Source organism: Methylophilus medardicus (assembly GCF_006363955.1).
GTDB lineage: Bacteria > Pseudomonadota > Gammaproteobacteria > Burkholderiales > Methylophilaceae > Methylophilus > Methylophilus medardensis.
The window spans coordinates 2458244-2470812 of record NZ_CP040948.1 but is presented as its reverse complement, the minus strand read 5'-3'; the positions used below and the strand labels follow the sequence as shown (position 1 = coordinate 2470812).

Sequence of the window (12569 nt, the reverse complement as noted above, 5' to 3'; positions counted from 1 at the left end):
TGCGGTTTTAAAATCTTAACGCCCTTCATGACCATCAATTACCGCGAAAAAATCGAACATTCTCAAGTGTATGCCGTCGCCCGACACACGCCGCTGGACGCGCTGCCCAACCTATCCGCGCGTATCAAAAACCACGTGTTATTAAAGCGTGAGGACATGCAGCCAGTATTTTCATTTAAGTTGCGTGGCGCCTACAACAAAATGGCAAATTTAGCGCCGGATGCGCTGGCGCGGGGGGTAATTTGCGCGAGCGCTGGTAACCATGCCCAAGGCGTTGCACTCAGTGCTCAAAAATTAGGTTGCCGTGCCGTGATCGTCATGCCGACGACCACCCCGGCGATCAAGGTGAATGCGGTGCGTACCCGCGGTGCAGAGGTCGTGTTGTTTGGCGACAGCTATTCAGATGCTTATGCGCATGCGCTAACCATCGAAAAAACCGAGGGTCTGACCTTTGTACACCCTTATGATGATCCCGATGTGATTGCTGGTCAGGGCACCATTGCCTTAGAAATCCTGCAAGACCATCCTGAACCGATCGAGGCGATTTTTTGCTGTGTTGGTGGTGGTGGCTTGTTGGCAGGGATTGCGGCATACATCAAAGCGGTCCGTCCGGAGATCAAGGTGATTGGCGTTGAAGCCCAAGATGCAGAGGCCATGACTGAATCCCTTAAGCAAGGCCATCGAGTTTTGCTTGAGCAGGTTGGATTGTTCGCAGATGGGGCCGCGGTGAAGCAGGTCGGCGAACATACTTTTGCGCTGGCGCAGCAATTTGTCGATGAAATGATTGTGGTCGACAACGATGAGATATGTGCAGCCATCAAAGATGGCTTCGAGGATACGCGCAGCATTCTAGAACCTGCCGGCGCGTTGGCATTGGCAGGTTTAAAGGTCTACAGTGAAACGCACCCGGTGCAAGGCAAAACCCTGATTGCGATTGCCTCAGGCGCTAATATGAATTTTGACCGCTTAAGGTTTATTGCTGAACGTGCAGAATTAGGCGAGCACCGTGAGGCTGTATTTGCCGTGACGATTCCTGAAACGCCCGGCGCTTTCAAAGCGTTTTGTCGCCAGTTGGGCAGTCGCAACATCACTGAGTTTAATTATCGTTATGCAGAGGTGAAGCAGGCGCATATTTTTGTTGGCCTTGCTGTGCAAAACCCGGCAGAAGCCGCTGAGATTGCAGGCACGCTGGCAGCAGCAGGGTTGCCAACATTAAATCTGAGCGATAATGAAATGGCTAAATTACATTTGCGTCATCTGGTCGGCGGCCATGCGCCATTGGCGCAAAATGAGGTGGTGTATCGCTTTGAGTTTCCGGAGAAGCCGGGCGCGTTAATGAACTTTCTCGAGTCTATGGGTCACAATTGGAACATCAGTCTGTTTCATTATCGTAACCATGGCGCCGATTTTGGGCGTGTGCTAGTGGGCATGCAAGTGCCGCCAGAAGATAAGGCTGCGTTTGCGCGGTTTCTGCAGCAGCTGGGCTATCCCTACTGGGATGAAAGTCAAAATCCGGCTTATCAATTGTTTTTAGGGTAGTTGGTTGTATGTAGCCAGGTTGGTGGTTTCTTTGAGCCGATATTCACTGCGGTGGGGTGCAAAGTCAATCTGGGCAACGATTTGCCAGCGAGAATGATTCTTGCTGGGATCGTAAGCTTTAATAAAAAAATCAGGAGATAAATGCAAATGTTGAAATCATCGTTCGCGCGTCGTACGCGCACAAGCTTGTTACTGCTGGCATTGGTGGCGAGTGTGACTGCCTGTAATAAACAAGAAGAACCAGCCACCGAGGCGCTTGCCCCGGTCAGCGAAAGTGCTGCTGGCGGCGCAGTTGCTTATGTGTCCACGCAAGATGCAGGGGTAAACGTGATTGATTTGGCGACGATGGAAGTGACCAAGCAAATCGACGTCAAGGCACAAGGGCCGCGAGGCTTGGCTGTCAGCGATGATGGTAAGCAACTAGTGGTAGCAACCCGTGAAAACGGCAGTATCTCAGTGATCGACACCGCCACCGGTGAAGTCGTTAAACAAATCGAGGTTGGTAAAAATCCTGAGTTTGTGCGCATCAACGGCAACTTTGCTTTTGTTTCGTCTGAGCCGAGCGCCAAAGCCGGTCCGCCGCCTAAACCGGGTGAAAAGCACGAAGAGGAGGATGACGATGACGATGAAAAAATCCCAGCCAAAATTGCGGTTGTCGATTTGACTAAAGGCGAGAAAATCCGCGAAATCACCGGTGGCCCAGAAACCGAAGGGCTGGAGTTTTCTGCGGACGGTACACAACTGGTGATTACCAATGAGGCCGATAACACCGTCACTGTGCACAACATAGAGACCGGCGCGTTAGTAAAAACCATTGCCACGCATGAATATGGCGATCGTCCTCGCGGTATTAAAGTATCCCCGGATGGCAATACCTACTTAGCAACGCTAGAGTTTGGTAACAAATTTATGGTGATGGATAAAGACTTTAATGTGGTACGCACGGTAGATACGGCAGAAACCCCTTACGGAATCGCGTATGACAGCAAAGGCGAGCGCATTTTTGTCGCAACCAATAAAGCTAAACTGCTGCAAGTGTTTGATGCCAAGACGTTTGAAAAGCTGAAAGAAGTGCCGACTGGCAATCGTTGCTGGCATTTCAGCTTTACCCCAGATAACAAAAATATTTTGTTGGCATGTGGTAAGTCCGACGCAGTGTTTGTGATTGACGCAGATAAACTCGAAGTGACGAAACAGGTAGAGGTCAAAAACATGCCTTGGGGTGTGGTGACTTTCCCGAAAGCAATGGGGAGCTTAGAGCGCGCTAAGTAATTCTTTAACGGCACAACAAACCCGCCAGGCAGCATCTGGCGGGTTTTTTATTCATCTCGAACACGGTGTGGCGTTTGATTTGAGTTTTGCACGCATGCCAGTTGGTTCACGCAGTGATCTCACACGGCTACTTCGGAAGCCTTTTTTTGCGCAGATTAAGGTGTCGGGAAGTGATTGGGTGGTGGGGCGGTTATTGGCTGCGCTTGCGGATCCAGAAAGTGAATACACCTTCAGTTTCTTGCATCTCTAACAGGCTGTGACCCGTTTGACGACAAAAGGCATCAAAATCTTTTTTTGAGCCGGGGTCGGTCGCCATAATTTTCAGAACCTGTTCAGCCGCTAACTCATTCAGTGCTTTTTTACAGCGTAAAATGGGTAAAGGGCAGTTTAGATTTCGGGCGTCAACTTCTTTATCAAATGACATAAGCGTTCCCAGCGTTGAGATCAAGCGGCTTGAATGGGCAGGCCGGCGCCGGCCCAAGCTAATATTCCCCCAGCCAGATGTGAAACATCTGCACTGCCCTGTGCTAAGGCAAATTCGCCCGCGGAGATTGAGCGTACGCCACTACGGCAATAAAACACAATTTTCTTGTGTGGGGGGAATTGGTCAAACACTGCAGTCAGTTGGCCCAACGGCACGTGAATGGCGCCAGGTAAAATGCCTGATACCAATTCATGATCGTTGCGGATATCCACCAGCAACAATGCAGGGTCATTCAGTTGTGAGTGTAGTTCGTCCGGTGTTAAGTGTTTTAATGACATCAACAAACCCAGAAAAAAGAAGTGCGCCGAGAGGCAGGTAAGGAAGTGGTGGCCAGAGGCAGAATCGAACTGCCGACACGAGGATTTTCAATCCTCTGCTCTACCGACTGAGCTATCTGGCCAACAGCAATTTGGGCATGTCCCGAATCGCAAGACGCGCATTATAGCAAAGAACGCCAAAAATGCACACAAAAGATAAAAAAAATCCAAGTTTGCGTCTTGTGCGCCATTCTATGCAGATAAACGATGCGCTCGTTGCTGGGTTGAAACAATCTGTTTTAATGCGAGTCACTAAGATAAGATAATCAATAACAGTCGTAAAACGCGGAGAAAGGATGCAGCGGATGTCGGATGCCATCATGATTTTAGGCGAAGTGCTTGGGGATGTGTTTCCTGAGAAAACCATCATCGGGGGTGCGCCGTATAATGTCGCTAGGCACTGTCATGCGTTTGGCTTAGAGGTCCATTTGCTGTCGGCGGTGGGTGAAGATGCGCTAGGCACGCGGATTGTGGATGAAATGCAGGCGAGCGGTTTGTCGACGGCAGGAATTCAGCAGGTGGCGCATTTGCCGACTGGACAAGTGATGGTGCATTTTGAGGACAAAGGCCATCGGTTTGAGATTCTTGACCAGCAAGCCTATGACGCGTTGCAGTGGCCGCCGGTGGAGGCGCTGACGCAGCAGTCTGCGCCGCGATTGGTCTATATCGGCTCGTTGGCATTGCGACATGCGCCGATGCAATCTTTGGCTGAGCAGTGGTTGAAGATGACCACCGCCACTGTATTTTGCGACATCAATTTGCGGGCGCCATGGTATGACGCTGACAGTTTGCGCCTGGTGTTACATGCGGCCGATATTCTTAAAATTAATCATGAAGAACTGCCGCAAGTATGTGCGTTATTGGGCTTGCCCGTGTCGCCGGACATCAATGAATCTGCGCGTCACTTGCTGATGGCGTTTGGATTGAGTGAAATGTTTGTCACCTGCGGCGAGCAGGGCAGTTTTTGGATCGACGCCTACGGTAATGGCTTTCGGGCGCCCCCCATGTCGCTGCAAGCACCGTTTGTGGATAGCGTCGGGGCCGGGGATGCTTACACGGCCGTCGTCATCCGTGGATTGCTGGCGGGTTGGTCTAGGCAAACGATGTTAACGCGCGCTGCTTGGTTTGCCGCATCTATTTGCGGCGTTCGCGGGGCGGTGCCTGCGCAGACGGATTTTTATGATGATTTTTTATAGGCCAGCCTAAATTAATTCATAAAAACAGACGCTTATTGGTGCAAAAGGCTATGCAAGGCAGGGGCTTGTCGCTATAATGCGCGGTTCGTGTAAATTGAATGTCGGTGTGGTAGGGCAAATGGGTTGCTTGGCTGCCGCGACATTGACGCTAACTCAAAGGAAAAAAGATGGCTGTTACCGCAGAACAATCCGCAAAAATCATTAAAGAATATCAACGCACACCGAATGATACGGCTAGCCCAGAAGTGCAAGTGGCTTTGTTGACTAACCGCATCGCTTACTTGACAGAGCATTTCAAATCCAACAAAAAAGACAACCACTCACGTCGCGGTCTGTTGGCATTGGTCAGTCAGCGTCGTAGCTTGCTTGACTACCTCAAAGGTAAAGATGTGAGCCGCTATCAAACGCTGATCGAGCGCTTGAACTTGCGTAAATAATTTGGTTAAAGTGTGACACTTAACACTGTTCACTTTTAACGAAATAAAAGCCGATGGCATGGTGATTGCCTCGGCTTTTTTGCTTTAAAAATCACCAAAATGGGGTGGCTTCTGTGAGTGCGTTGCTAGTAGTGAATACTGCAGCGTGTTGATGGAAGTCACCACACATCGGGAAACACGCGCTAGTTGCTAATTGAGCGAGATCTCGCTGAATGACAGCGATTGAAGACCGTGTTTTCATTATTGAGATTGGCTATTAGGTAGTGAATAGCCATGGTAGAGAAAAGGAAAAATATGTTTGAAATTACGAAAAGAAGCATCCCGTTTGGTGCGCATACCCTGACATTGGAAACAGGTGAAATTGCACGTCAATCTGATGCGGCAGTGGTGGTGAGCTACGGGGATACCGTGGTGTTGGTAGCTGTGACTGCCAAGCGTGAAGTGAAAGAGGGCCAGGACTTCTTTCCATTAACCGTGGATTACCAAGAAAAGACTTATGCGGCTGGCCGCATTCCAGGCGGTTTCTTCAAGCGTGAAGGCCGTCCTAGCGAAAAAGAAACCTTGACGGCGCGTTTGATCGATCGCCCGTTGCGCCCACTGTTCCCGGATGCGTTTTACAACGAAGTGCAAGTGGTGGCTACCGTGCTATCGCTAGATCCGGAAATTGATTCCGATATCCCCGCCGTGATTGGTGCATCTGCTGCGCTGGCATTGTCAGGTATTCCATTTTACGGCCCATTGGGTGCCGCAAGAGTGGGTTACATCAATGGTGAATATGTATTAAACCCGGATGTTTCATTGCTGAAAGAATCTGCGCTGGATCTGGTCGTTGGTGCGACAGAATCTGCAGTCATGATGGTTGAATCTGAAGCCAAAGAGTTGTCTGAAGAGGTGATGTTGGGCGCCGTGGTATTTGGCCATGAGCAAATGCAACCCGTCATCAAGGCCATTAATGAGATGGCAGCAGAAGCCGGTAAAGACGCTTGGGACTGGACACCGCCAGAGCCAGATACCGCACTGATCGAAAAAGTGGCTGCGATTGCCGCTGACGACATTAACGCTGCTTTTAAAATTAAATCCAAAGGTGAGCGTTCTGCCAAGCTGGACGAGATCAAGTCTCGCGTGATGAGCACGCTGATCACCGAAGAAACATCGACGCTAGAAGCCAACAAAACCAAAGATGAGTTCTTTAAACTAGAAGCCAAAACCGTGCGTAGCCAGATTCTGAACGGCGAGCCCCGGATTGATGGCCGTGATACGCGCACAGTGCGACCAATCACCATCCGTTCTGGTGTGTTGCCACGCGCACACGGCTCTGCTTTGTTCACCCGCGGTGAAACGCAAGCTTTGGTGGTTGCTACTTTGGGCACTGGCCGTGATGAGCAAATCATTGATGCCTTGTCTGGCGAATACACAGACCGCTTTATGTTGCATTACAACATGCCTCCTTATGCCACTGGTGAGACCGGTCGTGTCGGTACACCTAAGCGTCGTGAAATCGGTCACGGCAATCTGGCAAAACGCGCTTTAAAAGCCGTATTACCTAAAAAAGAAGACTTTGACTACACCATGCGTGTGGTGTCCGAGATTACCGAATCCAATGGTTCAAGCTCGATGGCGTCTGTCTGTGGTGGCTGCTTATCCTTGCTTGACGCAGGTGTGCCATTGACTGCGCACGTGGCTGGTGTTGCTATGGGCCTGATCAAAGAAGGAAACCGCGTTGCTGTGTTGACTGACATTCTGGGCGATGAAGATCACCTGGGTGACATGGACTTTAAAGTGGCGGGTACCGACAAAGGTGTGACTGCGCTGCAAATGGACATCAAAATCACCGGCATTACTGCGCAGATTATGCAAGTAGCGCTGGCGCAAGCCAAAGAAGGCCGCGCACACATTTTAGGCCTGATGAAACAAGCCGTGTCTGGCGTGAATGCTGAAATGTCACAATTTGCACCACGCATCATTAGCATGAAGATCAATCCGGACAAGATCCGTGACGTGATTGGTAAAGGCGGCGCGGTCATTCAAGCACTGACCAAAGAGACCAATACCAGCATCGACATTGAAGATGACGGTACTGTGAAAATTGCGTGTACCAATGCTGACGAAGGCGCTGAAGCACAACGTCGTATTGCACAAATCACAGCCGAGGTTGAAGTGGGCCAGATTTACGAAGGTCCTGTTGTTAAAATCCTCGACTTTGGTGCGGTAGTGACCTTGATGCCGGGTAAAGATGGCTTGGTACACATTTCACAAATCGCTCACGAGCGCGTGAAAGCGGTCAGTGATTACCTCAAAGAGGGTGACATTGTGAAAGTGAAAGTCGTGGAGTTGGATGACAAAGGTAAAGTGCGTTTGAGCATGAAAGCCCTGATTGATCCGCCAGCAAGAGAAGAAACCCCAGCGGCTGAATAAGCTAACAGGGAGTAAAAAAGCCCGCGCAAGCGGGCTTTTTTGCGTTTTCAAGCTGTTTATGTTTGCGTCAATATGCGTATGGTTTGCCGGGATTGCTTACCTGATAATGCGCTTGCATGAATCACGACAAAAAAACATAGGTATAGGGATACGAAAGTAATGACCAACCATTTAAATATTGCAGTGGCGATGGCTGCATTATTTGCGAGCACGTCAGGTCTGGCCAGCGATGAACTAGCGTTAGACACGGTGACGGCCCGTGCGCATTACGACAATGCAGTTGGATCATCTGAGGCCGCCAGCGAAGGCAAAGTGAACGCCAGCCTGATCAAACATCGGCCGATTGCACGTGTCGGTGAAATTTTAGAGTTTGTGCCCGGCATGATCGTCACGCAGCATAGCGGCAGCGGCAAGGCAAACCAATTTTATCTGCGCGGCTTTAACCTTGATCACGGCACAGACTTTGCCACTTATGTGGATGGCATGCCGGTGAATATGCGCACCCATGCCCATGGCCAGGGCTACACCGATTTGAATTTTCTGATTCCTGAGCTGGTGAGCCATATCCACTATAAAAAAGGCCCCTATTCAGCAGAAGACGGGGACTTTTCTTCTGCCGGCGCTGCGCGCTTGCATTTACTCAACCAGTTGCCACAAGGCCTCGCCAGCCTGACCATGGGCAGTTACGATTATCAGCGTATGTTGCTGGCAAACTCAGTAGCTGTGGCAGACGGCCATGTACTCTATGCCTTGGACGTGAACCATTATGATGGGCCGTGGCAGGTGGCCGAAGGCGTGAGGAAATATAACGGCCTGTTGCGCTATAGTGAAAGCGATGCACACGATAGCACCACCTTTACCATGATGGCCTATAAAAATCGCTGGAACAGTACCGACCAGGTTCCGCTACGCGCCGTCCGTTCCGGGCAAATCGGCCGCTTTGATGCCATAGACCCAAGCGATGGCGGTGATGCATCACGCTACAGCCTGTCATTTAACAAACAGCATCGTGATCCGCAAGGTGGCTGGCAAATGAGCGCTTGCGCCGTGCGTTCCGAATTAGACCTCTATAGCAACTTTACTTACTTCCTCAACGACCCAGTCAATGGTGACCAGTTTAACCAGCGCGAAAAGCGCACCATGCTCGGCGTGAATCTCAGTAAATCTTGGCTGGGCGAATTGGCGGGGTTGCCGATGGAAAACAGGCTGGGCGTTCAAACGCGCTATGACCAACTCTCCCCCGTTGCGCTATACAACACTGCGCAAAAGCAGCGCTTACTCCTCATCCGATCCGACAAGGTCGAAGAAAGCAGCGCAGGGTTATTCGTCGAGAATACCGTCTGGTGGCATGACAAATTACGTACCGTCGCTGGCTTGCGCCATGATCGATATCAGTTTGACGTCAAAAGCAGTCTCAACGGTAACTCTGGCAACACGCGTGATGGCATCACCTCGCCTAAACTCTCTGTTATTTTTGGGCCATGGGCTAATACCGAGTTTTTCTACAATCTCGGCAAAGGGTTTCACAGTAACGATGCCCGTGGCACGACGCAAACCGTGTTGCCCGGTGGTGGCGCAGCCACGCCAGTGACGCCGTTGGTGAGTACCAGGGGCAGTGAAGTTGGCATCCGCAGTGAATGGATTCCCGGGCTGCAAAGCTCGCTTGCGCTTTGGCAATTGGATATTGATTCTGAACTGGTCTTTGTCGGCGACGCCGGAGAGACTCAACCCAGCCGGGCGAGTAGACGCTATGGGTTGGAGTGGAATAACCATTATGTGGTGAATGACTGGCTGCTGCTGGACATGGATCTCGCACTCTCAAAAGCACGCTTCACGCAAAGAGACCTTGCTGGACAATATATCCCCGGCGCTATCAATAAAGTGGCCTCACTTGGCGCCACAGTCACCCACTGGGGTAATTGGTTTGGCAGTGTGCAGTTACGCTACTTTGGGCCTAGGCCGCTCATTGAAGATAATTCAGTGCGCTCAAACGCCACCTTCCTCACCTACGCGCGCGTTGGCTATCGCTACAACCCACGCACCACGCTCACCCTAGATGTATTTAACCTGTTTGACCGCAAAGCCAGCGATATCGACTATTACTACGAATCACAACAGCGCGGAGAAGCTGCACCCGTAAACGATATCCACTTTCACCCCGTAGAGCCCAGAGCCGCACGCCTTACACTCACCTATCAGTTTTAGCGTACTGGATTAACCATGAAGTCGACTGGGTAGAAACTTCGGCTTGAAAGCCATTTATACAATGTCCGATTATCAAAGCGTTATTGAAGAATACGCTGTCGGGCACTAACGAATTAGCCCCGAAATCGCCTTAAACTGCGGGTGCGTCGCGCCTTGCATAGGCTCAAACAGTATAGATTCTGTATTGGTAATAATGCAGCCCGCATCACGCATTCTTTCAATGGCGTTGCTGCGATTAGCCGGATTGCGTGAAATCACGGCGTCTTCCACCACAAACACCTGTTTGCCTTCAGTCAGCGCATCGAGGGCGGTTTGCAGGACGCAGATATGGGTTTCGAGGCCAAACAGCACCACTTGCGGGGCGACGCTGACAGAGGACTCTTGCAGGGCGGGTTCGTGCCAGGCTGAAAAGGCCAGTTTGCTGATGCGAGGTGTGTAGACGGGCAACAAGGTTTGCAGTGCAGGCAAGGTCTCACCTAGTTTTTCTGGGTATTGTTCGGTGACCCAGAGCGGGATTTCGAGTAGTTTTGCGCCTTGAATGAGGCGCTGGATATTGGCGATGACGGCGGCCATGTTGGCTTCTGGCATGGCAGAACACAAGCGACTTTGCACATCAATGAGCATCCATAAAGCGTCGGTGGTGGCGGTGCGCTGTTTCATGGTGGGCGTTTCCCCGGACTATTTTTTTACCAGTTGTTGGTCTATGTCTTGCAAGTCGGCTTCATTAATCATGCCGCTGGCAGTTTTTAAGCGAATGATATTCACTAAGTAGGTATAGCGTGCCTGTAATAAATCGCGTTTGGCACTGTAGTATTGTTGCCTCGCATTGAGTAGGTCTACGCTGGTGCGTATGCCGACTTCGTAACCCGTTTGGGTGGCGTCGAGCTGGCTCTGGCTACTTTGCAGCGATTGTTCGAAGGCCTTGATTTGTGCCATGCTACTGCTGAGGCCAAGATAGGCGCGCTGGGTTTCCAGCGTGGTTTGGCGGCGAATATTTTCCAGTTCATCCTGCGCTTGTTGTTTTTGGTAGGCAGCTTGCCTGATCCGAGACTCGACCGCACCGCCTTGGTAGAGCGGCAGGCTGACTTCGACACCGATAACGGCATTTTGCAGATCCGTGCCAAATCGGTTTTGGCTGCCGTTGTAATGGCTATCTGTGTAGCTCGCCACCGCATCTAAGGTCGGATAATGCCCCGACTGTGCGATTGCAATATTGCGTTCGTTGATTTCAACTTGTGCTGCTTGTATCTGCAGGGTGAGGTTGCTGGCCGCGGTCACATCTTGCCAGTCTTGCATGGGCTTTAACGCAGGCAGAATTTGCAGGTCTTCGCGCACTTGTGCGAGCGTGTCTGCTTGCTTACCAATAATGGCTTGCAGGCTATGATTTGCGACGGCTTGCTCGTTTTGTGCGGCGATTTCCTGCGCGAGCAGCAGGTCATACCGGGCCTGTGCTTCACGCACATCTGTGATGGTGCTAATGCCCGCATCAAAGCTGACGTTGGCTTGCTGCAACTGCGCATGAATGGCTTGTTTTTGAGCGCCGAGCAATGCCAAGCGATCCTGCGCCTGCAAAACCTCAAAGTACGCTTGCGTGGTGCGTAGCATGAGTTGCTGTTGCGTGAGGTGCAGTTGTTTATCCGCGATGCTGACCTGCACTTTGCTTAGATCAATGCGCTCCAGATTTTCTTTGCGATAAATAGGCTGGCGCGCCTCCAGTCTCGCGGCATAACCTTCAAAGGCATTGGCGCCAGCTGGCAACGGTACATTTTTGGTATTGTATTTGAGGTCGGTGTGGTTCGCGTTGGCGCTAGCATTTAGCGCAAGGCTGGGGCGATAACCGGCCTTGGCTTGCTCAATCAGCTCTTCTGCCGCCAGATTGCCATGACCCGCAGCCGCCAGTTGCGGGTCGTTTTGTTTTGCTTGCATATAAATATCGAGCAAGCTTTGCGGCGCTGCAATGGCTGCTGATGCGAGCCAAAGGCTACTCAGCAGCAGAGCCCAACGCGAGGTGATCGATCTCAGCATGGGCAAGTGTCGCTTAAAATGTAAATGCCTGCGCTTGCGGTGCATATTGCATTTCTGCCAGGCTGGTTTCAAACAGCACATCTTGTTTATAGCTATGCTCAGCCAGACGTTGAATCAAGGTGGCTTGCATGACTGGTGCCTGCCCCAGTACGATTAGCATTCGACCACCGATACTCAGTTGATAGCGCACGCCTTCAGGCTCGACCGGGCTGGATGCCGCAAACACAATGACGTCGTAGGGCGATTGTGAGGCAAAGCCATCGTGGCCGTCGGCTTCGATCACTTGTACATTCTGAATGCCGTGAGCGGCCAACGCTGCGGTTGCTTGCACGCACAATGCAGGGAAAATCTCGAGCGCGGTGACTTGTGCACAGTGCTGCGCCATTAAAGCGGCCAGATAGCCACTGCCGGCACCAATCAGCAAGGCTTTGTCGGTGGGTTGCAACTGCACGGCTTGTAAAAAGCGGCCTTCAATTTTAGGGCTCAACATTTGTTGTCCCTCTGCTAACGGAATTTCAATATCAGCAAACGCCAATCCACGGTAAGCCTCAGGGACAAAGTCTTCACGTGGCATATTGTTTAGGGTGGCGAGCACTTGCGGGTCCAACACCTCCCAGGTGCGGATCTGTTGCTCAATCATGTTAAAACGTGCGGTTGCCTGATCTGTCATGTCTTGAAT

At 51.2% G+C, this 12569-nt stretch carries 11 protein-coding genes and 1 tRNA gene; 6 read left to right on the top strand and 6 right to left on the bottom strand.

Translation table 11 applies throughout. The features are described 5' to 3' along the window. The first annotated feature begins 27 nt into the window (after positions 1-27). Both ilvA and FIT99_RS11745 read left to right on the top strand, forming a co-directional pair. Entirely contained in the window at positions 28-1539 is a 1512-nt protein-coding gene (gene ilvA / locus FIT99_RS11750; RefSeq protein WP_140004450.1) for a threonine ammonia-lyase, biosynthetic, read from the top strand. A gap of 141 nt (positions 1540-1680) precedes the next feature. Further along, positions 1681-2811, top strand: a complete 1131-nt coding sequence (locus FIT99_RS11745; RefSeq protein ID WP_189524753.1) for a YVTN family beta-propeller repeat protein — start codon at positions 1681-1683, stop codon at positions 2809-2811. 190 nt (positions 2812-3001) lie between these two features. Here the strand turns inward: FIT99_RS11745 and FIT99_RS11740 are convergent, their stop codons facing one another. The 3 genes from FIT99_RS11740 to FIT99_RS11730 form a co-directional block, all read right to left on the bottom strand. Further along, positions 3002-3235 (bottom strand): sulfurtransferase TusA family protein, encoded by a 234-nt coding sequence (locus FIT99_RS11740; RefSeq protein WP_140004449.1) that lies wholly within the window; start codon positions 3233-3235, stop codon positions 3002-3004. Positions 3236-3255: 20 nt separating this feature from the next. Beyond that, entirely contained in the window at positions 3256-3573 is a 318-nt protein-coding gene (locus FIT99_RS11735; protein ID WP_140004448.1) for a rhodanese-like domain-containing protein, read from the bottom strand. 46 nt (positions 3574-3619) lie between these two features. Beyond that, positions 3620-3695: transfer RNA gene (locus FIT99_RS11730), tRNA-Phe, on the bottom strand. A 222-nt stretch (positions 3696-3917) separates the two neighbouring features. Here FIT99_RS11730 and FIT99_RS11725 point away from each other — a divergent pair. From FIT99_RS11725 to FIT99_RS11710, 4 genes are all read left to right on the top strand, one after another. Further along, positions 3918-4808 carry a PfkB family carbohydrate kinase gene (locus tag FIT99_RS11725; RefSeq protein ID WP_140004447.1) on the top strand — a complete coding sequence of 297 codons (891 nt, stop codon included), beginning with the start codon at positions 3918-3920 and terminating at the stop codon, positions 4806-4808. A 167-nt stretch (positions 4809-4975) separates the two neighbouring features. Continuing rightward, positions 4976-5245 (top strand): 30S ribosomal protein S15, encoded by a 270-nt coding sequence (gene rpsO / locus FIT99_RS11720; RefSeq protein WP_140004446.1) that lies wholly within the window; start codon positions 4976-4978, stop codon positions 5243-5245. 294 nt (positions 5246-5539) lie between these two features. Then, positions 5540-7660: a polyribonucleotide nucleotidyltransferase gene (gene pnp / locus FIT99_RS11715; RefSeq protein ID WP_140004445.1), complete on the top strand. Its 2121-nt coding sequence runs from the start codon at positions 5540-5542 to the stop codon at positions 7658-7660. A gap of 159 nt (positions 7661-7819) precedes the next feature. Continuing rightward, positions 7820-9865, top strand: coding sequence for a TonB-dependent receptor (locus FIT99_RS11710; RefSeq protein ID WP_140004444.1), 2046 nt, complete (start codon positions 7820-7822; stop codon positions 9863-9865). Positions 9866-9970: 105 nt separating this feature from the next. On the opposite strand, the gene FIT99_RS11705 is transcribed toward FIT99_RS11710, so the two are convergent. The 3 genes from FIT99_RS11705 to FIT99_RS11695 are packed head-to-tail and all read right to left on the bottom strand — an operon-like array spanning position 9971 to position 12560. Beyond that, entirely contained in the window at positions 9971-10525 is a 555-nt protein-coding gene (locus FIT99_RS11705; protein ID WP_140004443.1) for an isochorismatase family protein, read from the bottom strand. Between the two features lie 18 nt (positions 10526-10543). Continuing rightward, a complete protein-coding gene (locus tag FIT99_RS11700; RefSeq protein WP_140004442.1) occupies positions 10544-11890 on the bottom strand; it encodes a TolC family outer membrane protein in 1347 nt (448 codons plus the stop codon). Between the two features lie 13 nt (positions 11891-11903). Further along, positions 11904-12560 (bottom strand): protein-L-isoaspartate O-methyltransferase family protein, encoded by a 657-nt coding sequence (locus tag FIT99_RS11695; protein ID WP_140004441.1) that lies wholly within the window; start codon positions 12558-12560, stop codon positions 11904-11906. Positions 12561-12569: the final 9 nt, after the last annotated feature.

Bases quoted from the DNA above. Each gene is read 5' to 3' on its own strand.
- FIT99_RS11740 (WP_140004449.1), bottom strand. From the start codon at position 3,235: ATGTCATTTGATAAAGAAGTTGACGCCCGAAATCTAAACTGCCCTTTA.
- pnp (WP_140004445.1), top strand. From the start codon at position 5,540: ATGTTTGAAATTACGAAAAGAAGCATCCCGTTTGGTGCGCATACCCTG.
- FIT99_RS11725 (WP_140004447.1), top strand. From the start codon at position 3,918: ATGTCGGATGCCATCATGATTTTAGGCGAAGTGCTTGGGGATGTGTTT.
- FIT99_RS11700 (WP_140004442.1), bottom strand. From the start codon at position 11,890: ATGCTGAGATCGATCACCTCGCGTTGGGCTCTGCTGCTGAGTAGCCTT.
- ilvA (WP_140004450.1), top strand. From the start codon at position 28: ATGACCATCAATTACCGCGAAAAAATCGAACATTCTCAAGTGTATGCC.
- rpsO (WP_140004446.1), top strand. From the start codon at position 4,976: ATGGCTGTTACCGCAGAACAATCCGCAAAAATCATTAAAGAATATCAA.
- FIT99_RS11735 (WP_140004448.1), bottom strand. From the start codon at position 3,573: ATGTCATTAAAACACTTAACACCGGACGAACTACACTCACAACTGAAT.
- FIT99_RS11695 (WP_140004441.1), bottom strand. From the start codon at position 12,560: ATGACAGATCAGGCAACCGCACGTTTTAACATGATTGAGCAACAGATC.
- FIT99_RS11710 (WP_140004444.1), top strand. From the start codon at position 7,820: ATGACCAACCATTTAAATATTGCAGTGGCGATGGCTGCATTATTTGCG.
- FIT99_RS11745 (WP_189524753.1), top strand. From the start codon at position 1,681: ATGCAAATGTTGAAATCATCGTTCGCGCGTCGTACGCGCACAAGCTTG.
- FIT99_RS11705 (WP_140004443.1), bottom strand. From the start codon at position 10,525: ATGAAACAGCGCACCGCCACCACCGACGCTTTATGGATGCTCATTGAT.